Origin of the sequence: Mucilaginibacter jinjuensis, from assembly GCF_028596025.1 — a bacterium.
GTDB lineage: Bacteria > Bacteroidota > Bacteroidia > Sphingobacteriales > Sphingobacteriaceae > Mucilaginibacter > Mucilaginibacter jinjuensis.
Genome location: NZ_CP117167.1, coordinates 3,010,406 through 3,033,864 on the forward strand (window position 1 = coordinate 3,010,406; position 23,459 = coordinate 3,033,864).

Annotated in this window: 22 protein-coding genes; 11 read left to right on the forward strand and 11 right to left on the reverse strand. The window is 42.5% G+C overall.

The annotated features are described in order from the left end of the window. Window positions 1-61 precede the first annotated feature (61 nt). Window positions 62-1,018: an ion channel gene (locus tag PQO05_RS13585; protein WP_273633460.1), complete on the reverse strand. Its 957-nt coding sequence runs from the start codon at window positions 1,016-1,018 to the stop codon at window positions 62-64. A 314-nt stretch (window positions 1,019-1,332) separates the two neighbouring features. Here PQO05_RS13585 and trpD point away from each other — a divergent pair, with 314 nt between their 5' ends. From trpD to trpA, 4 genes are all read left to right on the forward strand, one after another. Next, window positions 1,333-2,325, forward strand: coding sequence for an anthranilate phosphoribosyltransferase (gene trpD, locus PQO05_RS13590; protein ID WP_273633461.1), 993 nt, complete (start codon window positions 1,333-1,335; stop codon window positions 2,323-2,325). 1 nt (window position 2,326) lies between these two features. After that, window positions 2,327-2,962: a phosphoribosylanthranilate isomerase gene (locus tag PQO05_RS13595; protein WP_273633462.1), complete on the forward strand. Its 636-nt coding sequence runs from the start codon at window positions 2,327-2,329 to the stop codon at window positions 2,960-2,962. Further along, window positions 2,952-4,133, forward strand: a complete 1,182-nt coding sequence (trpB, locus tag PQO05_RS13600) for a tryptophan synthase subunit beta (protein WP_273633463.1) — start codon at window positions 2,952-2,954, stop codon at window positions 4,131-4,133. Before PQO05_RS13595 ends, trpB begins: the two co-directional genes overlap by 11 nt. A gap of 96 nt (window positions 4,134-4,229) precedes the next feature. Continuing rightward, window positions 4,230-5,003 carry a tryptophan synthase subunit alpha gene (trpA, locus tag PQO05_RS13605; protein WP_273633464.1) on the forward strand — a complete coding sequence of 258 codons (774 nt, stop codon included), beginning with the start codon at window positions 4,230-4,232 and terminating at the stop codon, window positions 5,001-5,003. A 124-nt stretch (window positions 5,004-5,127) separates the two neighbouring features. Here the strand turns inward: trpA and PQO05_RS13610 are convergent, their stop codons facing one another. From PQO05_RS13610 to PQO05_RS13620, 3 genes are read right to left on the reverse strand one after another with little or no spacing between them, the layout of a single operon-like run. Then, complete coding sequence (locus tag PQO05_RS13610; protein WP_174314666.1) at window positions 5,128-5,727, reverse strand: bifunctional nuclease family protein; 600 nt, start codon at window positions 5,725-5,727, stop codon at window positions 5,128-5,130. Window positions 5,728-5,758: 31 nt separating this feature from the next. After that, window positions 5,759-6,736, reverse strand: coding sequence for an electron transfer flavoprotein subunit alpha/FixB family protein (locus tag PQO05_RS13615; RefSeq protein ID WP_273633465.1), 978 nt, complete (start codon window positions 6,734-6,736; stop codon window positions 5,759-5,761). 29 nt (window positions 6,737-6,765) lie between these two features. After that, on the reverse strand, window positions 6,766-7,503 hold the full coding sequence (locus PQO05_RS13620) for an electron transfer flavoprotein subunit beta/FixA family protein (RefSeq protein WP_273633466.1): 738 nt from the start codon (window positions 7,501-7,503) through the stop codon (window positions 6,766-6,768). A 47-nt stretch (window positions 7,504-7,550) separates the two neighbouring features. Here PQO05_RS13620 and PQO05_RS13625 point away from each other — a divergent pair, with 47 nt between their 5' ends. Both PQO05_RS13625 and chrA read left to right on the forward strand, forming a co-directional pair. Next, on the forward strand, window positions 7,551-7,895 hold the full coding sequence (locus PQO05_RS13625) for a tetratricopeptide repeat protein (RefSeq protein ID WP_273633467.1): 345 nt from the start codon (window positions 7,551-7,553) through the stop codon (window positions 7,893-7,895). 35 nt (window positions 7,896-7,930) lie between these two features. Beyond that, window positions 7,931-9,106: a chromate efflux transporter gene (chrA, locus tag PQO05_RS13630; RefSeq protein ID WP_273633468.1), complete on the forward strand. Its 1,176-nt coding sequence runs from the start codon at window positions 7,931-7,933 to the stop codon at window positions 9,104-9,106. A 216-nt stretch (window positions 9,107-9,322) separates the two neighbouring features. On the opposite strand, the gene dnaB is transcribed toward chrA, so the two are convergent. Then, entirely contained in the window at window positions 9,323-10,879 is a 1,557-nt protein-coding gene (gene dnaB, locus PQO05_RS13635; RefSeq protein ID WP_273633469.1) for a replicative DNA helicase, read from the reverse strand. 296 nt (window positions 10,880-11,175) lie between these two features. On the opposite strand from dnaB, the gene rlmB reads away from it, so the two are divergent. Next, window positions 11,176-11,943, forward strand: coding sequence for a 23S rRNA (guanosine(2251)-2'-O)-methyltransferase RlmB (rlmB, locus tag PQO05_RS13640; RefSeq protein WP_273633470.1), 768 nt, complete (start codon window positions 11,176-11,178; stop codon window positions 11,941-11,943). A gap of 93 nt (window positions 11,944-12,036) precedes the next feature. Here the strand turns inward: rlmB and PQO05_RS13645 are convergent, their stop codons facing one another. After that, on the reverse strand, window positions 12,037-13,122 hold the full coding sequence (locus PQO05_RS13645; RefSeq protein ID WP_273633471.1) for a mannose-1-phosphate guanylyltransferase: 1,086 nt from the start codon (window positions 13,120-13,122) through the stop codon (window positions 12,037-12,039). A gap of 255 nt (window positions 13,123-13,377) precedes the next feature. On the opposite strand from PQO05_RS13645, the gene recQ reads away from it, so the two are divergent. After that, entirely contained in the window at window positions 13,378-15,570 is a 2,193-nt protein-coding gene (gene recQ, locus PQO05_RS13650; RefSeq protein ID WP_273633532.1) for a DNA helicase RecQ, read from the forward strand. A 56-nt stretch (window positions 15,571-15,626) separates the two neighbouring features. Here the strand turns inward: recQ and PQO05_RS13655 are convergent, their stop codons facing one another. Beyond that, complete coding sequence (locus PQO05_RS13655; protein ID WP_273633472.1) at window positions 15,627-17,534, reverse strand: OmpA family protein; 1,908 nt, start codon at window positions 17,532-17,534, stop codon at window positions 15,627-15,629. Window positions 17,535-17,570: 36 nt separating this feature from the next. Continuing rightward, the gene (locus tag PQO05_RS13660) at window positions 17,571-18,194 is read right to left on the reverse strand and encodes a 7-carboxy-7-deazaguanine synthase QueE (RefSeq protein ID WP_273633473.1); all 624 of its coding nucleotides are present in this window, start codon (window positions 18,192-18,194) and stop codon (window positions 17,571-17,573) included. Window positions 18,195-18,292: 98 nt separating this feature from the next. Between PQO05_RS13660 and PQO05_RS13665 the strand changes: the two genes are divergently transcribed. Genes PQO05_RS13665 through PQO05_RS13675 form a run of 3 tightly spaced genes read left to right on the forward strand, consistent with a single transcriptional unit; the run spans window position 18,293 to window position 19,846 of the window. After that, window positions 18,293-19,060 carry a hypothetical protein gene (locus PQO05_RS13665; protein WP_273633474.1) on the forward strand — a complete coding sequence of 256 codons (768 nt, stop codon included), beginning with the start codon at window positions 18,293-18,295 and terminating at the stop codon, window positions 19,058-19,060. A gap of 8 nt (window positions 19,061-19,068) precedes the next feature. Then, complete coding sequence (locus PQO05_RS13670) at window positions 19,069-19,398, forward strand: Rieske (2Fe-2S) protein (RefSeq protein WP_273633475.1); 330 nt, start codon at window positions 19,069-19,071, stop codon at window positions 19,396-19,398. Between the two features lie 7 nt (window positions 19,399-19,405). Then, window positions 19,406-19,846 (forward strand): hypothetical protein, encoded by a 441-nt coding sequence (locus PQO05_RS13675; protein WP_273633476.1) that lies wholly within the window; start codon window positions 19,406-19,408, stop codon window positions 19,844-19,846. Between the two features lie 225 nt (window positions 19,847-20,071). Here the strand turns inward: PQO05_RS13675 and PQO05_RS13680 are convergent, their stop codons facing one another. Genes PQO05_RS13680 through lepA form a run of 3 tightly spaced genes read right to left on the reverse strand, consistent with a single transcriptional unit; the run spans window position 20,072 to window position 23,396 of the window. Next, window positions 20,072-20,953, reverse strand: coding sequence for a bifunctional 5,10-methylenetetrahydrofolate dehydrogenase/5,10-methenyltetrahydrofolate cyclohydrolase (locus tag PQO05_RS13680; RefSeq protein ID WP_273633477.1), 882 nt, complete (start codon window positions 20,951-20,953; stop codon window positions 20,072-20,074). A gap of 4 nt (window positions 20,954-20,957) precedes the next feature. Beyond that, window positions 20,958-21,548: a hypothetical protein gene (locus PQO05_RS13685; protein ID WP_273633478.1), complete on the reverse strand. Its 591-nt coding sequence runs from the start codon at window positions 21,546-21,548 to the stop codon at window positions 20,958-20,960. A gap of 60 nt (window positions 21,549-21,608) precedes the next feature. Beyond that, window positions 21,609-23,396 carry a translation elongation factor 4 gene (lepA, locus tag PQO05_RS13690; RefSeq protein ID WP_273633479.1) on the reverse strand — a complete coding sequence of 596 codons (1,788 nt, stop codon included), beginning with the start codon at window positions 23,394-23,396 and terminating at the stop codon, window positions 21,609-21,611. Window positions 23,397-23,459 lie beyond the last annotated feature (63 nt).

The following is a 23,459-nucleotide window of genomic DNA, read 5'->3' on the forward strand; positions in this document are numbered from 1 at the left end:
AATGAGCTCCCTGCGGTCGGTTGTCCACGCTATCGCTCGCAATGACAAACATATAGTACTATTATCCAATCTCAGGCAGCTCCACTTCCTCAAAATCACTGATCTTTCCTAAATGCAACTGTACTAAACCATCCCGGTCATGTGTAAATGCCGGGGTAAATTTGGCGCCGAATACAACTTCATTATGCTGATAAGATGTACGTGAGTGTACTGTTTGCGAAAAGGTATCGTCAAAAGCCTGCACCAAAACATTAAAGGTTGCGTTTGATGATGTGAGATCTTCAGCAGTAATATTATACAACGGGCTGTCTTTATCCAGTGGATGCACTACTGTCCAACTAAGTGTCAATATACTCACCTTGCTGCGTTCCAGAGGCAGGGTATAAAACCGGCGAACATTTTTGCCGTCCACAACTTCATTAAAAGAGAAGGTGACTTCAATAGCTACATCCAGCAAAATGTTCAATCGCATATTGGCTAGTCTGAACATTAGCCCACGGCCGCCGGTAAGCGCATAAGGTGCAATTAATATATTATCGCTAAACACAAACTTGGCCGATGGCCGCGAAAACCGCCCATATAACAAACCTGTTGCCAGTGCAAAAGCCAGCAAGCCGATCATGGATTCAAATGCTGCCACCCAGTTGGTAACGGCGCCTGCCGGACTAATATGCCCGTAACCCACTGTAGATAATGTTTGCGCCGAAAAGAAGAATGCGTTTAAAAAGGGAGTAGTTACATTATTGTCTTCCGTGCCATGCAGGTTACTGATGCCTATGGACAGGTAAATGGTCGCAAAAAAAACGTTAACTATAATATAGGCCACGACAACATTAAGCCAAAACAGGGGCCACCGCATGGTAATGAGCCTATGGTAAGTATTGGTAGTGCTAAAAAACGGAATACCAAGGCGTTTAACATTAATACTGCCATCGCGGTTAATAATACGCTGCCTTACGGCCTGGGTACCAAAACCAAGATCGTCTTCGGGGTTTACAGCTTGTTTTTTGATGGCCATTAATGCAGATGTAATTATTGTGTGATGAAATTAAGTAAAATTATTATTCTGTTTGTTTTTATGAAAACTATATTCATATTTGCTGCACAGAAAACAGATAATGAAAAATTTAAACATGAATTGGTGGTGGCTTAACGAGAGATCGTAAGGCAATCCCGTTTGTGTATATTTTATAAAATATTTCAAAGGTTGCCTAAATGGCGACCTTTTTTTTTGACTGCCCCCCAGCCCCCTGAAGGGGGAGCAGAAGTACTAACCAGGGAATATATTTATAACACTAAAAACCAAATTCCTCCTTTAGGGGGTTAGGGGGCATGAAAGCGATACTAAATCATTTATTCGAACACAAAACATTCAGCCGCGAGCAGTCAAAAGATATCCTGACCAACATTGCGCAGGGTAAATACAATAATTCGCAAATGGCTGCATTTATGACGGCTTACTGCATGCGCAGTATCACTGTTGATGAATTGGAAGGTTTCCGCGATGCGATGCTTGACTTATGTTTACCGGTTACTCTTGAACAAGATAGCCTGATAGATCTTTGCGGCACCGGTGGCGATGGTAAGGATACTTTTAATATTTCTACCCTGGCTTCTTTTGTGGTGGCTGGAGCAGGTTATCATGTGGCTAAACATGGTAATTATGGTGTGTCATCAGGCTGTGGTTCATCAAACGTGATGGAGTATCTAGGCTATAATTTCACTAGTAATGCCGATGAAATTAAGCATAGCATGGATCGCTCTAATATTTGCTTTTTGCATGCCCCATTATTTCATCCGGCTATGAAAACTGTTGCGCCTATCCGCAGGGAGTTGGGTGTAAAAACGTTTTTCAATATGCTGGGTCCGCTGGTAAATCCAGCTAAACCAAAGAATCAACTGGTAGGGGTTTATAATCTGGACCTGGCGCGTTTATACGCTTATCTGTATCAAAAATCTGATGCCAATTACACCATCGTAAATGCATTGGATGGTTATGATGAAGTTTCGTTAACAGGTGATTTCAAAACATTTTCTGCCGAAGGCGAAAAGATCAATAGCATAGAAAATCTGGGCTTTGATAAACTAAATCCACTGGCTATTGCTGGCGGGCGTACCGTTAGTGATTCGGCTGCTGTATTCACCACTGTGCTGAATGCCGACGGTACCGATGCTCAACATAATGTAGTATTGTGTAATGCTGCGCTGGCTATCCGGACCATCAATCCCGATAAATCATTTGGCGATTGTTTTTACGAAGCCGAATCATCATTACTGGGCAAAAAGGCACTGGCAAGTTTCAAAAACCTGATAAACGCTAACTAAAATGAAAATTAAAGTTTGCGGATTAAAAGACCCCGAAAATATTAAAGCCGTAGCTGCTTTAAAGCCTGATTATATGGGCTTTATTAACTACGGCCTAACGCCAAGGTTTATCGGTAATTTGCCTGTAAATGTACTGCAAGGTTTGCCTCAATCAATCCAAAAAACGGGTGTGTTTGTAAATGATTCGCTCGAGAATATTGGTGGGTTAATTAAAGAATATGGCTTTGATGTGGTACAGTTACATGGCTATGAGAACCCCGAGTTTTGTGAGGTGCTTAAAAAGCGTGTAACAGTTATAAAAGCCTTCGGGATGGAGGAGGATTTTAATTTTGCACAATTAGAACCTTACGTTGGCCACGTTGATTACTTTTTATTCGATACCAAAACGCCCAAACATGGCGGGTCGGGGAAAACCTTTAATTGGCAAATCCTGCATAAATATACATTGGATGTACCGTTTTTTTTAAGCGGGGGATTAAGTCCCGATAATATTGAACAGGTACTAACCATCAAACATCCGCAGTTTTATGGTGTTGACCTCAACAGCAAGTTTGAGACCTCGCCGGGGATAAAAGATCTAGAGAAACTAAGCAAAGCATTTGAATTATTAAGACAATCTGCTACAAATGAAATATAGCGTAAACGAACAGGGCTATTACGGAGATTTCGGCGGGGCATATATCCCTGAAATGTTGTACCCCAATATCGAAGAATTAAGGCAGCAATACAATGCCATCACCAATGATCCTGCTTACAAAGCCGAGTTTGATGCTTTGCTGAAAGATTATGTTGGCCGCCCTTCGCCATTATACCTGGCTAAACGGTTATCTGAAAAGTATGGCGCCAATATTTATCTTAAACGTGAGGATCTGAACCATACAGGTTCGCACAAGATCAATAACGCCATAGGACAGATATTACTGGCCGAACGTTTAGGCAAAAAACGCATAATTGCCGAAACAGGGGCAGGGCAGCATGGTGTGGCAACAGCCACTGTTTGTGCGCTTAAAGGTATTGAATGCGTTGTTTACATGGGCGAAATTGACATGGAACGCCAGGCCCCAAACGTTGCCCGTATGAAAATGCTGGGCGCTAAAGTGGTTCCGGCAACATCAGGCAGCCGCACGCTTAAAGATGCCACTAACGAAGCCATGCGCGACTGGATTAACAACCCGCTTGATACGCATTACATCATAGGTTCGGTAGTAGGCCCATACCCGTATCCCGAAATGGTGGCAAGGTTTCAATCGATTATCTCTTTAGAAACCAAAAAGCAATTACTGGAGCAAACCGGTAATGAACTGCCTGATTATGCACTGGCTTGTGTAGGTGGCGGCAGTAACGCTATGGGCATGTTCTACCATTTTTTGGATGATGAATCAGTTAAGCTAATTGCTGTAGAGGCTGCAGGTTTAGGTGTAGATAGCGGGCATTCTGCTGCTACTTCTGTACTGGGTAAAGAAGGTGTATTACATGGCAGCCGTACTATATTGATGCAGACAGATGATGGTCAGGTTATCGAGCCATACTCAATTTCTGCGGGTTTGGATTACCCGGGCATTGGTCCACAGCATGCACATTTACATAAAGTTAAGCGTGCCGAGTATGTGAGTATTACCGATGATGAAGCCTTAAATGCAGGCTTATTACTGTCGCAACTGGAGGGGATTATACCGGCTATTGAATCGGCGCATGCATTCGCTTATTTAGAGAAAATGACCTTTAAGCCAGGCGATAATGTAGTGGTATGCCTATCAGGCCGTGGCGATAAAGATTTAGATACTTACATAAAGCACTTTGGATATTAAATAGTTCAATTGTTCATTAGTTCAGTAGTACATTGGTGTATATGCATCAAACAAGACTAATGAACCAATGAACCAATGAACCAATGAACACAAAAAATGAACCGATTAAACCAACTTTTCAACGAAAAAAATAAAGACCTGTTATCCGTATACTTTACTGCCGGATACCCGGACTTAAACAATACCGTAGCCATTGCCGAAGCGTTGGAGAAAGCCGGTGCCGATTTCCTGGAGATAGGTTTCCCGTATTCAGACCCAGTGGCTGATGGTCCGGTTATTCAGCATAGCTCACAAGTGGCTTTGGATGCTGGCATGACGCTTAATCTGTTGTTTGAGCAATTGGGTGAGCTTCGTCAACGTGTAACCATCCCGATTATCCTGATGGGTTATGCCAACCCAATGGTGCAATATGGTGTAGAACGTTTTTGCCAAAAAGCTGCCGAAGTAGGGGTAGACGGTGTTATTGTACCCGACCTACCAATGTACGAGTACGAAATGCTTTACAAGGATGTATTTGCCAAATATAACATCAGCAATATTTTCCTGGTAACACCTCAGACTTCGGAAGAGCGAATCCGCAAAATAGATGGCTTGAGTAACAGCTTTATATACCTGCTTTCATCGGCATCAATTACCGGTAAAGCCTTACAACTGAATGATCAGGTGGATACCTATTTCGCGCGTATTAAAGCTATGGAGTTAAAAAATCCAACCATTGTTGGTTTTGGTATTGCAGATAGCAAAGCCTTCAAAAAAGCCTGTGAATATAATAACGGTGCTATCGTAGGTACAGCCTTCGTTAAGTTTTTAGGGTCGACTCCTGATTATTTGAAGGGTATTAGTGAGTATGTGAAGGGATTAAAGGAATAAGTCGTCTATTAAAGCATTTGCCCCACGCGCGTCATTGCAAGGAACGAAGCAATCCCTGACTTACAGAGCCGCTCTGTATAGTTCGCGATTGCTTCGTTCCTCGCAATGACGTTCTAATATGTTTTTACGAAGACCTTCTTCTACTCAATTCATCCCTGATCTTGGCAGCCTTTTCGTACGCTTCTTCGCTTAATGCATCCTGCAACTTGGTGCGCAATTCATCTTCACTTAATGAACCATAGCTGCCAGTTACCGAGCCTGGGGTTTTCTCTTCCTGTGGTTCGTTCAGATTTTCGAGGTATACAAAGTCGTTACCTTCTATCACAATGCCTGCGGTAGAGAGGATAAACTCGTAGGTGTAAATAGGGCAGTCAAACCTTACAGCCATGGCAATGGCATCAGAGGTACGCGCATCAATTTCTATTACCTTTTTACCATCAGAGCAAATCAGTTTAGAGTAAAAGATCCCGTCGACCAGGTTGTAGATAATAATTTCCTGTATGTTGATGTGGTAAGCTTGTGCAAAGCTTTTAAACAGATCGTGGGTGAGGGGGCGGCTTGGGGTCATCTTTTCAATCTCGATGGCTATGGCTTGTGCCTCAAAACTACCGATAATGATAGGCAGCCTGCGGCGGCCGCTAACTTCGCCCAAAACTAAAGCATACGCGCCCGACTGCGTTTGGCTATAAGAAAGACCAACAATATCGAGCTTAATTTTCTTCATGTTATTACCCATCACAACAAAAAATCCTTTTTTATGCCAAAGCTTTATATGCTTTTACCGCATCAATTAATTTTGGAACAATTTCAAACGCATCGCCAACAATACCATAGTCGGCTACTTTGTAAAACGGTGCTTCGGCGTCTTTGTTGATCACAACAATAACTTTTGATGAGCTGATACCTGCCAAATGCTGTATAGCCCCCGAAATACCAATAGCAATATACAAATTTGGACTGACAGCTATACCTGTTTGCCCAACGTGTTCGCTATGCGGCCTCCATCCGGCATCCGATACCGGTTTTGAACAAGCAGTAGCAGCACCCAAAAGATCTGCCAACTCCTCAATCATGCCCCAGTTTTCGGGGCCTTTTAAGCCCCTGCCAGCCGATACCACAATCTCCGCATCAGGTAAAGATACTTTATCTGCCGATTTTATGATCTCTTTTAGCATCGCTTTAAAGTCAGATTCTTTGCTTTCTACCGAAAAAACTTCTGCTTTAGCGCCTGTTGGGTTTTCTGTAACCTTGTAACTGTTTGCAATTAAGGCAATTACTTTATTGGCCGAAGTTAGTTCGACGGTGGCAAAAGCTTTACCAGAAAATGCAGTTTTTTTAACTGTGAACTTGTTGTTAGCTGTTTCTGGGAGGGAAACTGCGCCATCAACAATACCAGCACCCAGTTTTACAGCCACACGAGGGGCAAGGCCGCGACCAGAAAATGTATTGGAAATAACCATAACATCTGCCTGCTCTGCTTCGGCAGCTTTGGCAATCACAGAAGCGTAGGCCTGGTTCACAAAGTTTTTAAGGTTATCTGCCGATACGTTTAAAATTTTGTGTGCTCCGTAGTTGCCGAGCGTGTTTAATTCGTCAGCACTTACGTCGCCGATAGAGATGGCTGTAAGCGTTGTATTATTTTGATCTGCAACGGCACGGGCATAAGAAACGGCTTCGAAAACCGATTTCTTGAATTTTCCACCCGCATTTTCTGCATATACTAAAACCGACATAGGGTTGATTTTTTGTTTAAATAGATAGATTAGATGACTTTGGCTTCGTTATGTAACAGATCAACCAGTTTGGCTACATCATCGGCGGCAATCAACTTTACCTGTCCGCGTGGGGCAGGCGTTTCATAACTGATAATCTCAGAGAAAGTTTTAACCTCAACAGGTTCAACCACGGCCAAAGGTTTGGTACGCGCCGACATAATGCCGCGCATATTCGGGATCTTAGGTTCGGCAACACCTTCTGCAGTACCGGCTACAAATGGGAAGGGGATGGTCAGGATTTCCTTACCGCCTTCAATTTCGCGTTCTACAGTTGCTTGTGTGCCGTCCACATCCAGCTTCTTAATAATAGACACCGATGGAAGATCCAATAACTCACCCAACATAGCGGCTACTTTAGAACCATTATAGTCGATAGATTCGCGGCCGGTTAGTATCAGATCAAATTGGTGTTGCTTTACGTACTCTGCAATTTGTACGGCTACAAAGTAAGCATCATGCGCAGGGGCGTTAATACGTACGGCATCTGTAGCGCCAATAGCCAGTGCTTTGCGGATGGTTGGCTCATTAGCAGCTTCGCCAACGTGTATCACTGTTACTGTGCCATTACCTCCGTCTGTTAACTCAATAGCGCGGGCCAAAGCAATCTCATCATACGGGTTAATAATAAATTGTACGCCTGCTGTATTAAATTGGGTGTTATTAGCGTTAAAGGTTACTTTTGTAGTGGTATCTGGTACGTTACTAATACATACTAAGATGTTCATTATATCATAGGTTTTTACAAAGGTAATTAAAAAAGGAAGAGTTTAAAATGGAGCAATCGCGTTTAGAAAAGCTGTTGGAATTTCTTAAAAATGAGCCCAATGACGAGTTTTTGCAGTATGCTTTGGCCACCGAATACCTGCGTTTAGATGATAAGGAAACAGCCCTGAACTATTACGAAGGCCTGGTGACCAATCACCCGGATTATGTTGGCACCTACTACCATTTAGGCAAGCTTTACGAAAGCCTTAACCGCAAGGAAGACGCTGTGGCCACTTATCAGAAGGGTATGGGGGCTGCGCGTGCCGCAAAAAACAACCATGCACTATCTGAGCTAAATTCGGCCTATATGCAGGCCAGTGGCTTGTACGACGATGATGATGACGACTATTAGCCTATAAATTTTTGACCAAACGACATCTACTTTTTATGCGCGATGCGCTGCTATATACGTTTACGGCCTTTGGCGGTCCGCAGGCGCATTTAGCCGTTTTGCTGCGCGAATTTGTAGAGAAACGTAAATACATAACCGAAGCCGAGCTGATGGAGCTCAACGCCCTGTCGCAAATGTTGCCAGGCCCGTCATCAACCCAAACGCTGGTAGGTATCGCCTGGAAGGTGGGTAAGCTGCCGCTGGCTTTAATAACTTTCTTAATCTGGGTGTTACCTTCTGCCGCTGTAATGTGCATAGCAGGGCTTAGTTTTAAAGCGCTTGCTCAGGGTACCCATTTTGACGAAATTATACGCTACATCCAGCCCATTGCAGTAGGTATTGTGGCTTATGCCGCTTTTAGCTTTGCACAGCGGATTTTAAAAACACGGGTAAGTGTTATGCTGGCTATATCATCAGTTATTGCTACGTTGATTTTGCAAAACCCTTATGCCTTTCCTTTATTGGTTTTGATGGGAGGGATAGTCTCTTCAGCCCTCGAAACCCAGCCACAAGAAAATGAGCTGCGGGTAAAGTTATTCTCAAACGTTAACCCGAATAAAATTGCCTATTTCATTGGTATCCTGCTTTTATTTGCAGCATTGGGTGCTTTGATTAATAGAACCTCGCCATTCAGTTTACCTATCCGTTTATTCGAGAACTTTTACCGTAACGGTATCCTGATTTTTGGGGGAGGGCAGGTATTGGTACCGCTGATGTTCACTGAATTTGTAGAATTGAAGCATTATCTCACTAATACCGAATTTTTATCCGGCTATGCTATTCAGCAAGCTTTACCGGGGCCAACGTTTGCGTTTACATCGTTTCTGGGTACGGTTACCATGGCTAATAAAGGCTTCGGGCTTTGGGGGCAAATTACCGGGGCTATTGTGGCCGTGATAGGGGTAAACTTGCCTGGCTTAATTCTCATCCTTTTCATCGTCCCCTTTTGGGAAGATCTGAAAAAGATAACCCGGATCCGTAATTCGCTAAGCGGTATTAATGCCGTTGCAGTAGGCTTTATGATAACTGCCTTTATATTACTGGTTAAACCGTTTGGCGTAAATTGGCTTTTTTACGGGATTATGGTAGCTACTTTCCTGTTACTGAAGTTTACTCGGATTAAAACACCTGTTATTATTGTGATTGGGGTTTTGGTGGGGTGGTTCTTTTAACCTACTCGTCATGCTGAACTTGTTTCAGCAACCCACTTGCTATGTAGGCGAATGCAAAGTTTTAGACCTGTCCTGTGGGGTGCCGAAACAAGTTCGGCATGACGGGCGGAAAAAGAAAATGAGCAAGTAATTAAAAATATCAATCACTTACTCATTCAAAATTTTATTAGATAGAACGGCTACTCACTCATTCACCACTCAAAACTCACAACTAAATTAAAAAGGTGGTGCATCATCCTCCATATCATCCATGCGCGATGGGCGGATAATGAAGTTGTTTGGCTTTTCGAAATCTTGTGATGGGGTTAAACCGGTAAATGCGTTTGGCGCGGCGCCGAAACTATCGATATTGGTATCCAAATCGGTAAACTTCACATATTTACCAACGAATTTCAAGCGTACACGGCCGGTTTCACCGTTACGGTGTTTGGCTATGATTACCTCACCGACACCCTGGGTAGGGTTGTTGTCTTCATCAAATTCCAGTCCGTAGTATTCAGGGCGGTAAAGGAACAGTACCATATCCGCATCCTGCTCAATAGATCCCGACTCACGTAAATCGGACAGCATTGGTCGTTTAGAACCACCTGGCCTGCTCTCAACCGCACGACTTAACTGCGATAGTGCCAGTACGGGTACTTCAAGCTCCTTAGCAACGGTTTTGAGTGCACGTGAGATACTACCGATCTCCTGCTCACGGTTACCACCTTTACCATCAGATTTACCGTGCATCAGCTGTAGGTAGTCAATGATGATTAGCTGGATGTCGTATTGCGATTTCAGACGGCGGCATTTTGCCCTGAACTCGAAAATATTTAATGATGGTGTATCGTCAATAATTAACGGCGCTTGCTCCAAACGGCCAATTTTAGAGTGGATTTGTTGCCATTCCCATTCTTCGAGATTACCCTTACGGATTTTTTCCTGTTCAATCTGGGTTTCGCCGGAAATCAAACGATTAACCAACTGTACGGATGACATCTCGAGCGAGAACACCACAACAGGTTTGGTAAAGTCAACAGCAGCGTTGCGCGCGCAAGTTAGTACGAATGCCGTTTTACCCATCGCCGGACGAGCCGCGATGATTACCAGATCCGATTTTTGCCAGCCTGATGTGATCCTGTCCAAATCGGTAAAGCCCGATGGTACACCGGTTAGTCCGTCTTTCTTATCTTTTAGTGCTTCAAGCTCTTTTAATGATTCGTGCAAAATCTCATCCATTTTACGCGAATCGCGGCGAAGGTTATTCTGGGCAATATCGAACAGGTTTTTCTCTGCTTTATCCAGTAAGTCCAAAACATCCGAAGTGTCCTCATAAGCTGCGCTGATTACTTCAGTAGAAATTCGGATTAGCTCTCGTTGAATAAACTTCTGGATAATGATACGGGAGTGGAACTCGATATTGGCTGCCGAGGCTACACGGTTAGTGAGCTCGGTAATGTAATAAGCGCCGCCTATCATTTCCAGCTCGCCTTGCTGCCGTAACTGGGCTGTAACGGTTAAAATATCTACAGGAGAAGTTTTCTCGAACAGGGTGTGAATAGCCTTAAAGATTTTCTGATGTGCTTCCACATAAAAGATCTCGGGCTTTAATACGTCGATCACAGATGACAGGGCATCTTTCTCGAGCATTAAGGCACCCAGTATGGCTTCTTCTAAATCGCGGGCCTGTGGAGGGAGTTTACCAACAAGTCCGTTTGATTGTGGCGCATTAAATCCCCTGTTGCGTCGGTCTGAATTTGTTTTATTGTACTGTTGGTTTTCGTTCTCCATTTATCGGCCTCATTCTCCCTTTATCGGGGGAACAAAAATATACAAATTAGCCGCCAATAAAATTAACATTTCAAAATTTGCCAAAAACGTAATGTACTTCTACGGGTTAAAAAATAAAGGTGGATATTAACACTGATTGTTAATAACATGTGAGTAACGGCTATAGTAAACTGATTATCAAATGTGTTAATAATTGCCATAATTGTTAATTAATTGAAAAAGCAGGCGACCTATCTATCCACATAAATGGCCTTACTGAATTAAAATTTCTATTTTTGCTGAATATTTATCAATAAATGTCCTTTAGTAATTCAAATTCAGCAAAGCGCGAAAGCAATCAGATGGTGTTCGGTATCCGTGCGGTAATGGAAGCCATTAAATCTGGTAAAGAGATCGAGGCTTTGTTTATACAACGTGGTTTAGGTGGTGGCTTGTTCCTGGAACTGAAAAGCCTTTTGCAGGAGTATAACCTTACTGCACAGCAGGTTCCGATTGAGAAACTGAACCGCATTACCACCAAAAATCACCAGGGCGTTATTGGTGTTATTTCGCCAATCACTTATCAAAAAATAGAGGATATTATCCCCCAGGTTTTCGAAGCCGGCAAGGTGCCTTTGGTGCTGGTGCTGGATAGTATTACCGATGTACGCAATATGGGCGCTATTGCCCGTACAGCAGAATGTGCCGGTGTTGATGCTATTGTTATCCCCTCAAAGGGTTCGGCACAGGTTACGCCGGATGCTATCAAAACTTCGGCAGGGGCATTATTTAAAATCCCGGTTTGTCGCCATGATAATTTAGTGCAAACTGTTAAATTTCTACAGGAATCGGGCTTACAGGTAGTTTGCTGTACCGAGAAAACAGCTGACAGTATTTACGACGTTGATTATACCCCTCCAACTGTAATTATTATGGGTTCTGAAGAAGATGGCATCCGTAACGAACTGATCCGCACAGCCGAGCATCTGGCCAAGATCCCAATGTTTGGTGAGATAGCCTCGCTTAACGTATCAGTTTCAACTGCAGTTATTGTTTACGAAGCGATCAGGCAGAGGGGATTGTAGTTACGAGTAGTGAGTTTTGAGTTGCGAGTATAACATGTTTTTGAGTTGTAAGTCGATCCACTCGAAACTCACAACTCAAAACACGCAACTATTTTAAATATATTTAGTTCCAAATTTCTGTTTTACATCTGCAACTATCTGTTTCACAGATTGCTCCTGGTCGCGCGGGCAGATCATCAGGGTGTTATTGGCTTCTACAACGATAAAATCGTGCAGCCCTTGCAGTACAACCAGCTTATCTTCGGGAACGTTCACCATGCAATTTGATGAATCGTACATAATCACTTTCTCGGCTGGGATAACGGCGTTGCCTACATAATCCTTTTCGGCCAGCTGGTAAACAGAGGTCCAGGTACCCAAATCGCTCCAGCCAAATTCAGAAGGTAAAACGTAAACGTTCTCGGCCTTCTCCATAATACCGTAATCAATCGAGATATTAATACATTGCTGGTAAGCCGTGTTGATGTGACTGCGTTCTTTTTCGCTGTTGTAAACACTGCGTGCATCGGCAAAAATATCGTGCATGTCTGGTAAGTGCTTACCAAATGCTTTTACAATTGACTTAGCCGACCATACGAAAATACCGGCATTCCATAAAAAGTCGCCGCTTTGGATAAAGCTTTTGGCAATCTCCAGGGTTGGTTTTTCGGTAAAGGTTTTAACCTTGTGGAAATCGTTATTTAAAAGCTGATCGGTGTATTGTATGTAGCCATAACCGGTGTCGGGGCGCGATGGTTTAATGCCAAGAGTGATTAAGCAATCATGCTCGGCAGCGGTATTTAATGAATTATTGATGCTATCAATAAAAGCTTGTTCGTTTAATATCAGGTGATCAGAAGGGGCAACCACTACAATTGCATCCTCATTCATGCTCTCAATTTTGTACGAACCGTAAGCCACACAAGGCGCGGTGTTGCGCATTACAGGTTCGGTTAATATCTGGTGGTCTGCAATACCCGGTAATTGTTCTTTTACCAGGTCGGCATAATTTTCATTAGTAACGATGTATATATTCTCTGGCGGACAAATTTTTATGAAGCGGTCATACGTGTTTTGGATCAGTGTTTTTCCTGTACCTAAAATGTCGATAAATTGTTTAGGATATGATGTTCTGCTGATGGGCCAAAACCGGCTCCCAATGCCACCGGCCATGATGATGGCATAATAATTTTTATTCATAAGAGATTAAAGATATAAGCTACGCAATATTTGATAGTAAAGTTAAAAGCAAATTATTTGTTAACACATGAAATAAAAGTTAATTTTTTAACGTATCTTAAGTGTTAGTTTTTAATTCCACTATACGACAACTAAAGTATGATAAATGTTCAATAAAATATCATTTTATTGTCTTAATGTTACTTTAATAGGCGATATGGAAAAAATTTGCTAATTTGTCCGTTTAAATAGATTGCATACAATACACCAAAAATGATTGAGACAAAAAAGTCGCTTTTCGATAATCTCCAGAATTTTTTCGGCTTCGATAACTTCAAGGGAGAGCAGGAAGCGATTATTACCAACATCCTGGCTGGTAATGACACATTTGTAATTATGCCTACTGGTGGGGGCAAATCAATGTGTTATCAGTTACCGGCCCTCATGAGCGACGGCACAGCGATTGTGATTTCCCCGCTTATTGCGTTAATGAAAAACCAGGTAGATCAGCTAAGGGCTTTTGGCGGATCAGACAGCATTGCCCATTTCTTAAATTCGTCATTAACGAAGGCTGATATACTGAAAGTGAAGGAAGACGTGCTGAACGGTAAAACCAAATTACTGTACGTAGCCCCCGAGTCACTTACCAAGCAAGAAAATGTAGATTTTTTACGATTAAACCAGGTATCATTTGTGGCCGTTGATGAGGCACACTGTATCTCTGAGTGGGGGCACGATTTTCGCCCCGAGTATCGTAAAATACGCCAGGTAATCAGCAATATCGGTGAGAATATCCCGATCATCGCTTTAACTGCAACTGCTACGCCTAAGGTGCAGCATGATATACAGAAAAACCTGCAAATGAATAACGCGACGGTTTTTAAATCGTCATTTAACCGCAGCAATTTATTTTATGAAGTACGTGCCAAGCGTAACGTACTGAAAGAGATTATCAAGTTTGTTAAACAGCATCAGGGAAAATCGGGCATTGTTTATTGCCTGAGCCGTAAAAAGGTAGAAGAGGTTGCAGAGGCGTTAAGCCTGAACGGTGTTAAGGCATTGCCTTACCACGCTGGTTTGGATGCCAAAGTACGTGCCGATACACAGGATAAATTCCTGATGGAGGATGTAGACGTTATTGTGGCTACCATTGCCTTCGGGATGGGTATCGATAAACCGGATGTACGTTACGTAATACACCACGATGTGCCTAAAAGCATGGAAGGGTACTACCAGGAAACCGGCCGTGCCGGCCGTGATGGTGGCGAAGGTGTTTGCGTGGCATTCTACTCAGAAAAAGATATCGATAAACTGCAGAAGTTTATGAAAGATAAGCCGGTTTCTGAACGCGAAATCGGTACGCAGATCCTGAAGGAGGTGATTGACTATGCTGAGTCGTCGGTTTGTCGTCGTAAACAGATCCTGCATTATTTTGGCGAGAACTTTAACGAGGCCGGCTGTAGCTGCATGTGCGATAACTGCGCTGCAACTAAAGAGCACTTTGATGGTGAAGAACACTTACACCGTGCATTAAGCCTGATTAAGCAATTGGGTGAGAAGTTTGATGACCACCACATTTTGGGTGTGTTATTGGGCGAAGATAACCCGCAGGTGCATCATTATGAGCATCATTTAATTCCCGAATTTGGTGCAGGCAAGGCACAAGGCGAAAATCTTTGGAAATCGCTGTTACGCCAGGCTTTGCTGGATAATTACCTATCGAAAGATATTGACCAATATGGTTTATTGCATTTAACGGCAAAAGGCCAAAATTTTATAGATAACCCGCACAGTATCCGCTTTATCATGAACCGCCCGATTGAAAATGCGGATGATGATGATAGTGAAGAAGGCGGCAAAGGCGGCGGCAGCGCATTGGATACCCAATTGCTGCAAATGCTGAAAGACCAGCGTAAAAAGCTGGCTAAGCAAAAGGGTTTACCTCCGTTTGTTATTTTCCAGGATCCATCTCTGGAGGAAATGTGTACGCATTATCCAATTACAATGGATGAGCTGAAACAGATCTCGGGCGTGGGTGCAGGTAAGGCTGCCAAGTTTGGTGCAAGTTTTATCGAACTGATTAAGAAATACGTAGAGGAAAATGATATTGATCGCCCGATTGACCTGGTGATTAAAAGCGCTGCCAATAAATCGGCACTGAAGGTATATATCATTCAGAATATCGACCGCCATTTGGACCTCGAAGATATTGCCAGCTCGAAAGGCTTATCGTATGAAGATATTTTGCGGGAGATTGAAACCATTGTAAACTCTGGTACCAAACTGAACCTCAATTACTACATTAACGAAGTAATTGATGAAGACAGGCAGGACGAAGTATTTGATTATTTCCGATCGGCCGAAGATGATTCAATTGAACATGCCATGGCAGAGCTTGGGAATGAAGATTATACCCAGGAAGAAGTTCAGCTGATGCGTATTAAGTTTATGAGTGAATTAGGTAACTAATAGCTTTTACAATTCAAGCATATCAAAAGGCTTTCTGAGACAATCAGGAAGCCTTTTTATTTGGCTATAATCTTAAACTCGGTACGGCGGTTTTTAGCCTTGTTCTCCTCCGATGTATTAGGTGCTAAAGGCTGGGTTTTACCATAGCCCTTAAATACCAGTTTAGCCGGGTTTGTACCGTTAGTTACCAGATATTGATAAACAGATTTAGCACGGTTCTCTGAGAGGGTTTGATTTAGTTGATCGTTGCCGGTATCATCTGTATGACCTGAGATCTCAATCTTAACGGTAGGATTAGCATTCAGGAACTCGGCAATGATTTGGAGTTCGGCTTTCGATTGTGCTTTGAGTTCGTATTGATTGCTGTTAAAGAAAATGTTCTTCAAAATTACCTTCTTGCCAATTTCAATAGGGGACAGGGCTACGTTGACAATAAAAGGCTGCGTAGGTGCATGGCCTTCTAACGAGAAGTTCTCTGAATAAAATAAATAACCCTGTTTAGAAATGTTTAGGCCATAGTTTTTACCGCTGGTAAGGGTAGCCAAAAAGTCGCCGTCGGTTGCAGAACTTACATCATGATAAACAATCTCATTTTTTTCGAGGTCGATAATTTCTACAATACCCTCAATAGGCTTTTTATTTAAAGCATCAGTGATCTTCCCTTTTACATACGTAACCAGTTTAGGCTTTAGCGCCGCGGGTAATTCAAACATGTAAATATCATAACCACCAATACCATTATTCAGGTTGTTAGAGGCAAAGTAAGCGTAACTGCCATTGGTAGAAATAGTTAAACCATTTTCATCACCGCTGGAATTGATAGGGTAGCCCAGGTTTTGTGGTTTCTGCCATTTACCATCCTGGCCTAACCGGCTGATGTAAAGGTCTTTGTTACCCATGCCCGGCCAACCGTTTGAACAAAAGTATAAGGTACTATCATCGGGGTGAATGAAGGGAGATTGCTCATCGAAAACGGTATTGATGTTGGGCCCTAAATTTTCGGGCTCACCCCAGCCTTTGGCAGTTAAGGTCGATTTCCAGATGTCGTAGCCACCATAGCCGCCTTTGCGGTTGCTCACAAAATAAAGCGTGCGGCCATCGGCACTGATAGAGGGTTGTGATTCCCATCCCGGCGAATTAAGCGGTCGGCTCAGGTCAAACGGTGTCGACCAATCATCCCCCTTTTTTTGCGAAACGTAAATGTCGCACTTACCCAAACCATCGGGTCGGTTACAGCCCGTAAAGAACAAATATTTGCCATCCTGCGACAGCGATTGGGCGCCTTCGTTGTAATTTGGTGTGTTAATGTTCTTACTTAAATAAGTAGCTGTTTGCCACTTGTTATTGAGCTTGTTGCTCTTATAAAAATCTTCATTATTGTTAATTTTGCGGGTGAAAATCAGAGTGCTTTCATCGGCGGTGGCTGTGGGCAGGTACTCGTCGTCGGCAGTATTAATTTCGGGGCCAAGGTTAACCGGCGTAAACGGAACAGGGTGCTGCAAGGCCTGAATTGCAAAGTCGCAATCGCCCATTAACTTCTTTGCCCGGAAACGGTCTTTATCGGTAATGTACTGGTAGGTTAGATATTTAACCAGGTGAAACTGGGCATCTTTATAATGGCCTGTACTGATTTCTGCATCGCTTATTTTAAAATAAACAGCCTGGCTAAATTCAGGATTGAGGGTTAATGCCTTTTGGTATTGCTCTGTAGCTTCTTTATACTGTTTTTTAAGGCCGTACATATCTCCCAGAAAAATGTGGGCTTCAATAAAATTATCGTCGGCTTGTATCGATTGCTGGAGGTTGGTTATGGCTTCATCAAATTTGTGGTAGTCATAACTTGATCCCGCCAGGGCATAGTATTTTATGGCAGTTTCGTTTTTAGTGGTATAGGCACGTTGCTGAGCCAGTATCACCAACGGAAAAGCGATAAAAAGTATTACTGTAAAAAAAGCCCGGGTCATTAAAGTTTAGTATCGGTTGAGCCTAATTTACAGTTTTTATGGGATATTCAAATATTTATGAGTTTGTAAAGAAATTTCCCATTTCGGGTTCGCCATTACATAATCAATAATAAGCGGGGTAACCTCTTTAGCCTTAGACCATTCGGGTTGTAAATAAAGTTTACAGCCAGGAGAAACCAGCTCTGCATATTGTTCGGCCCAGTCAAAATCTGACTTGTTAAACACAATTACCTTCAACTCGTGCGCCTGTTTGGCAATAGCAGGTTGCGGGGCTTTGAATTTTTTGGGCGACAAACAAATCCAGTCCCAATGGCCGGAAAGGGGATAAGCGCCAGATGTTTCGATAAAGGTAGTTACACCTTTTTCCTTCATCTGCGCGGTTAGATAGTCAAGGTTATAGATCAGCGGTTCGCCACCGGTAACTACTACGGTTTTAGCCGGGAATTGCAGGGCGTTATTAACGATGGTATCTGCTGCGGTAAGTGGATGGATACTCGCATCCCAGCTCTCCTTAACATCGCACCAATGGCAGCCAACATCGCAGCCACCAAGGCGAATAAAGTATGCGGCTTTGCCGGTATTATACCCTTCGCCCTGTATCGTATAAAACTCCTCCATCAAAGGGAGCAGTGTGCCATCTTCCGGAACTTGTGCTGTCATTTTCAATCTGCAAAGATAAAAATAACTAAACTGATGCCTTAACTTTTTGAGCTTTTAAATGTTAATATTAATAGCTATAATTACTTGAAATTCAGTATATGAGAAAACTTTACTTTTTAATTATACTTTTTGGCTGCATAACCTGCCTTAGTTCGTGCGTTGATATTGAAGAACAATACAACTTTAAAACGGATGGCTCCTGCAATGTGGTCTATAATTTCGACATGAGCCATGCTGTAGCTGTGCTCATGAACCTTGTATCCGACTCAGTTGCTGCAACCCCGCAGTTTGCCATGGCGAAAGATACCAGCATGAATTTTTATAGCGCCATACCCGATTCTACCCAGCGTAAACTAAGCAGTGAAGAGGCTAAGTTGGCTAAAAGCAGTAACCTGGATATTAAAATGAACCTGCGTAAAAGCATCATGAAAATCAGCATTAACCACCAGGCTAAAGATGCTGCCGATTTAAAATATTATGTAGAACACATCAGTAAAGTAGCTACTGATAGTCAGTTGAGTGCCGTTGCTAAAAACAGTAAAAGCATCAAGGGAATTGATGCCGGGCAGATGATAGTAGGGCAGGACTATTACGATTATGAGATTACCCCGCATAAATTTTATCGTATTATCGATAAAACCAAGTTCAATAACTTCCTCAAAAAAACGCAGGCCACCTTTGTAATGGCTAAAGCCCTGTTGATAGAAACCCCTTATAAGCTAATCCTCAACTTTGCTAAACCGGTAAAGAAAATAGATAATAACAAAGCTGTATTGTCGGCAGACAGGAAAACTGTTACATTGGTTACCAGTATGGATGAGGTAATTAAAAACCCATCGGTAATGAATTTAAAGGTTGATTTCTGAGACGATAAATGAAGTGGTATAAAGTTGCCGGGGTAAGTGATATTGCTGTACCGGTTAGCAAAATTAGTGCTGGCGGTAAAAAGTTATGTTTAGTAAATAATGAAAACCAATTTTTTGCATTAGGTAGTAAATGCCCTCATGCCGGTGCAGACCTAACCAACGGCTGGTGCGAAAGCAAAAAACTGATATGCCCATTTCACCGTTATGCTTATGATCTGGAAACGGGGCGGGGAAATGCGGGGCAAAATGATTTTCTTCCGACTTATCCTGTCGAAATCAGGAACAATGATATTTATGTAGGGATTCCCTCATTCTGGGATAAATTGAAAGGTATATAACACAATTATGAGCACCAGCGATATCGACTTTTTAGTAACCGATTTTTATCAAACCCTTAGTTTCCAACCCGGAGAAACCCCCGATCTTAATGCATTACAAGCCCTTTGTTTTGATGAAGCAATTCTCATCAACAACACTTTTGGCCGCCCATTAAGTTTTACACCCGAGGAATTTGCCAAAGGCATACAAACCAAAGTAGCCGATGGCAGTATGCAACAATTTATGCAGCGGGAGGTATTCTCGAAAACAGAGATATTCGGCAAAATTGCCCAGCGCGTAAGTGTTTATGAATATTCTTTTACCGATCACGAATCGGGCCGGATACCACGCGGTATTAACTATGTACAATGCATCCAGACCGAAGGTAAATGGCTAATAGCGTCAATGGCATGGCAGGATGAGAATGAAAACTATCATATCCCGCATGAGTACCATATAGGAAGGTAGTTTTTAGTTATTAGGTTATTGAGTTATTAAGTCCATGACGTCATCCTGAACTTGTTTCAGGATCCCACAGGAAAGGTCTGCTACTTGGAAAATTGTAAAGCTTAGCAAGTGGGGTGCTGAAACAAGTTCAGCATGACGAAAGCAGTAAAAGCAAAAAGGGATCACAACTGTGATCCCTTTTCGCTTTTATCTTACTGATTAACTCAATAACCTAATAACCAGTAACTATTGATATACTTCCTTATTAGTTGAAGCCAATGTGTTTTTCAGTAGCCCGATAATGGTCATTAAACCAACGCCGCCCGGTACCGGGGTAATCCACGATGATTTTGGGGCAACGCCTTCAAAATCAACATCGCCATAAAGCTTATAGCCAGATTTGGTTACGGTTGAAGTTTCGCGGTTCATACCTACGTCGATAACAACTACACCATCTTTAACCATATCGGCAGTAATGAAGTTCTTTTTACCGATGGCTACGATCAAAATGTCGGCATCAAGGGTGAATTTCTTAATATCCGGTGTGCGGCTGTGGCAAATAGTTACGGTGCAGTTACCCGGTTGGGTGTTGCGCGCCATCAGGATGCTCATTGGCGAGCCTACAATGTTGCTACGGCCAACTACCACACAATGTTTACCTGCGGTATCGATACCATACTCTTTCAGCATTAAAGTAATGCCATAAGGTGTAGCCGGGATAAACGAAGGCAGGTTGCGCTGCATACGGCCCAGGTTAACGGGGTGGAAACCGTCCACATCTTTAGCCGGATTAATCTTTTCGGTTACTTTCTCCGGGTCGATGTGCTTTGGCAAAGGCAGCTGAACAATGATACCATCAATATCAGCATCGGCGTTTAACTCAGCAACTTTGGCCAATAATTCTTCTTCGGTAACATCACTTTCGTAACGTACTAATGATGATTTAAAACCTACAGCCTCGCAATTTTTCATTTTGCTGGCTACGTAGGTTTCGCTGCCGCCATCGTGCCCAACCAATACTGCAACCAGGTGTGGTTTACGGCCTGTGTTGGCTAATATTTTCGCTGCCTCTTCAGCTATTTCAAGCTTCAGTTTTTCTGATACGTATTTTCCGTCTAATAATTGCATATACTCAATAATCAATGAAGCACCATTTAACTTGCTTTCTTTTATTTATAGTTGGATAAGCTGGATCCCAAGTAGATTCTGCTACAAAGAAAATCCTATTCTCTTTATAAACCGAATCATAAAAATTCTTTTTGGCAACATAGTAATCCTTTTCATATCCATATTGTGCTTTATCATTATAAAATTTATTCAAAATTGGAATTTTAGAATAATTATTAATAGTGTTATCAAATGGAAAAGGAGCCATGGATGTATTAGTTAACGGACCAATGTTAGCATGATATTTAATCAAGTTGTCATTTTCTTGATTCAAATAATAAACATCGGCCGCAAAAGTCCCCGGAGTAATTGTGGTTCTATAGTAAGGTTGATTAACTATTTTATAAAAGCCTTTTCTTAAAGATTGTAGGCCACGTTGGGTAATTTCACTAAATGGCCCATTTTCATCTAACCAAAAGAATCGTTTTAGCGTTGGATCAAGTTGAGCACTTGCCATACTGATTGGATACAAAGAATCTAAGTCAATAATATTACTTAAGTTCTGTTGTGAACCAAACTCAGCTTTAACAGCATTTTTAAAATCAGTAATTGACATTTGATTAGTGCAAATATTGTGTTTGTACTATTAAAAATCCATTAAACTTTAATGGATTTCTTAATCTAATTTCAATACCGCCATAAACGCCGACTGTGGTATCTCTACGTTACCAACCTGGCGCATGCGTTTTTTACCTTTTTTCTGTTTCTCTAACAGCTTACGCTTACGCGAAATATCACCACCATAACATTTGGCGGTTACGTCTTTACGTAAAGCTTTCACGGTTTCGCGGGCTATAATTTTAGCACCGATAGAAGCCTGGATAATAATTTCGAATTGCTGGCGAGGGATTAGCTCTTTCAGCTTTTCGCAGATCTTTTTACCAAAATCGTAAGAGTTGCTGCGGTGGATCAGTGACGACAAGGCATCAACCGGCTCGCTGTTTAAGCGTATATCCAAACGCACCAGGTCCGACTGGCGGTAACCAATCTGGGTATAATCAAACGAGGCATAACCTTTAGAAATGGTTTTCAGCCTGTCGTAAAAATCAAATACAATTTCGCCCATCGGCATCTCGAAGATCAGCTCAACACGGTCGGACGTTAGGTACGACTGGTTAACAATAGCACCACGCTTCTGAATACATAATGACATGATCGGACCCACAAATTCTGCTTTACTGATAATGTTAGCCTTAATGTAAGGCTCTTCTACATAGTCAAGCTTGCTTGGGTCAGGCAAATCAGAAGGGTTATTTACCAGCAATTCTTCGCCTTTAGTAGTATAAGCGAGGTAAGATACGTTGGGAACGGTAGTAATAACCGTCATGTCGAACTCGCGCTCCAGACGCTCCTGGATAATCTCCATGTGCAGCATGCCCAGGAATCCGCAACGGAAACCAAAGCCTAACGCAGCAGATGATTCCGGTTCGAAAACCAGCGAAGCATCGTTTAACTGCAGTTTGCCCATCGAGTCGCGCAGTTCTTCGTAATCCTCGGTATCAACCGGGTAGATACCGGCAAATACCATTGGTTTCACCTCTTCGAAACCCTGGATACCTTCGGCAGCCGGACGCTCTATCAAGGTGATTGTATCACCAACTTTAACCTCTTTAGCTTCTTTAATACCGGAGATGATATAACCTACGTCACCGGTTTTAATTACGTCTTTAGGTACGGGTTGCAGTTTCAGGGTACCAACCTCATCGGCTAAATACTCTTTACCGGTAGCCATAAACTTAACACGGGTGTTTTTCCTGATCTCGCCGTTTACCACTTTATAATAAGCAATAATACCGCGGAACGAGTTAAATACCGAATCGAAGATTAAGGCCTGAAGCGGAGCTTCAGGATCGCCAACAGGTGGCGGTACACGCTCAACAATAGCTCTTAATACATCGTGTACACCTAAACCGGTTTTGCCCGATGCAGCTAAAATTTCTTCACGTTTACAACCAATCAGGTCAACAATCTGGTCTTTCACTTCCTCTGGCATAGCGCCGGGAAGATCCATTTTGTTTAGTACCGGGATAATCTCCAGATCGTTCTCTAAAGCAAGATATAAGTTAGAGATAGTCTGTGCCTGTATACCTTGCGAAGCATCAACAATCAGCAATGCGCCCTCACAGGCGGCAATAGAGCGTGAAACTTCGTACGAGAAATCAACGTGTCCTGGAGTATCGATTAAGTTTAATACATATTCCTGCCCATCCAGTGTATAATTCATCTGGATAGCGTGACTTTTAATAGTGATACCACGCTCACGTTCAAGGTCCATATCATCAAGCAATTGTGCCTGCGATTCGCGCTTGGTTACGGTGTTGGTATATTCAAGCAACCTGTCGGCAAGAGTACTCTTACCGTGGTCGATGTGTGCAATGATGCAAAAATTACGTATGTGCTGCATTTTCAGCCGCAAAAATAAGGTTTTTGACGGAGAATTTTGTTATCAATTATCTACAAAAGCTGT

Excerpts from the sequence above, each read along its gene's own strand:
- PQO05_RS13585 (WP_273633460.1), bottom strand. The coding sequence starts at position 1,018 with ATGGCCATCAAAAAACAAGCTGTAAACCCCGAAGACGATCTTGGTTTT.
- trpD (WP_273633461.1), top strand. The coding sequence starts at position 1,333 with ATGAAAGCGATACTAAATCATTTATTCGAACACAAAACATTCAGCCGC.
- PQO05_RS13595 (WP_273633462.1), top strand. The coding sequence starts at position 2,327 with ATGAAAATTAAAGTTTGCGGATTAAAAGACCCCGAAAATATTAAAGCC.
- trpB (WP_273633463.1), top strand. The coding sequence starts at position 2,952 with ATGAAATATAGCGTAAACGAACAGGGCTATTACGGAGATTTCGGCGGG.
- trpA (WP_273633464.1), top strand. The coding sequence starts at position 4,230 with ATGAACCGATTAAACCAACTTTTCAACGAAAAAAATAAAGACCTGTTA.
- PQO05_RS13610 (WP_174314666.1), bottom strand. The coding sequence starts at position 5,727 with ATGAAGAAAATTAAGCTCGATATTGTTGGTCTTTCTTATAGCCAAACG.
- PQO05_RS13615 (WP_273633465.1), bottom strand. The coding sequence starts at position 6,736 with ATGTCGGTTTTAGTATATGCAGAAAATGCGGGTGGAAAATTCAAGAAA.
- PQO05_RS13620 (WP_273633466.1), bottom strand. The coding sequence starts at position 7,503 with ATGAACATCTTAGTATGTATTAGTAACGTACCAGATACCACTACAAAA.
- PQO05_RS13625 (WP_273633467.1), top strand. The coding sequence starts at position 7,551 with ATGGAGCAATCGCGTTTAGAAAAGCTGTTGGAATTTCTTAAAAATGAG.
- chrA (WP_273633468.1), top strand. The coding sequence starts at position 7,931 with ATGCGCGATGCGCTGCTATATACGTTTACGGCCTTTGGCGGTCCGCAG.
- dnaB (WP_273633469.1), bottom strand. The coding sequence starts at position 10,879 with ATGGAGAACGAAAACCAACAGTACAATAAAACAAATTCAGACCGACGC.
- rlmB (WP_273633470.1), top strand. The coding sequence starts at position 11,176 with ATGTCCTTTAGTAATTCAAATTCAGCAAAGCGCGAAAGCAATCAGATG.
- PQO05_RS13645 (WP_273633471.1), bottom strand. The coding sequence starts at position 13,122 with ATGAATAAAAATTATTATGCCATCATCATGGCCGGTGGCATTGGGAGC.
- PQO05_RS13655 (WP_273633472.1), bottom strand. The coding sequence starts at position 17,534 with ATGACCCGGGCTTTTTTTACAGTAATACTTTTTATCGCTTTTCCGTTG.
- PQO05_RS13660 (WP_273633473.1), bottom strand. The coding sequence starts at position 18,194 with ATGACAGCACAAGTTCCGGAAGATGGCACACTGCTCCCTTTGATGGAG.
- PQO05_RS13665 (WP_273633474.1), top strand. The coding sequence starts at position 18,293 with ATGAGAAAACTTTACTTTTTAATTATACTTTTTGGCTGCATAACCTGC.
- PQO05_RS13670 (WP_273633475.1), top strand. The coding sequence starts at position 19,069 with ATGAAGTGGTATAAAGTTGCCGGGGTAAGTGATATTGCTGTACCGGTT.
- PQO05_RS13675 (WP_273633476.1), top strand. The coding sequence starts at position 19,406 with ATGAGCACCAGCGATATCGACTTTTTAGTAACCGATTTTTATCAAACC.
- PQO05_RS13680 (WP_273633477.1), bottom strand. The coding sequence starts at position 20,953 with ATGCAATTATTAGACGGAAAATACGTATCAGAAAAACTGAAGCTTGAA.
- PQO05_RS13685 (WP_273633478.1), bottom strand. The coding sequence starts at position 21,548 with ATGTCAATTACTGATTTTAAAAATGCTGTTAAAGCTGAGTTTGGTTCA.
- lepA (WP_273633479.1), bottom strand. The coding sequence starts at position 23,396 with ATGCAGCACATACGTAATTTTTGCATCATTGCACACATCGACCACGGT.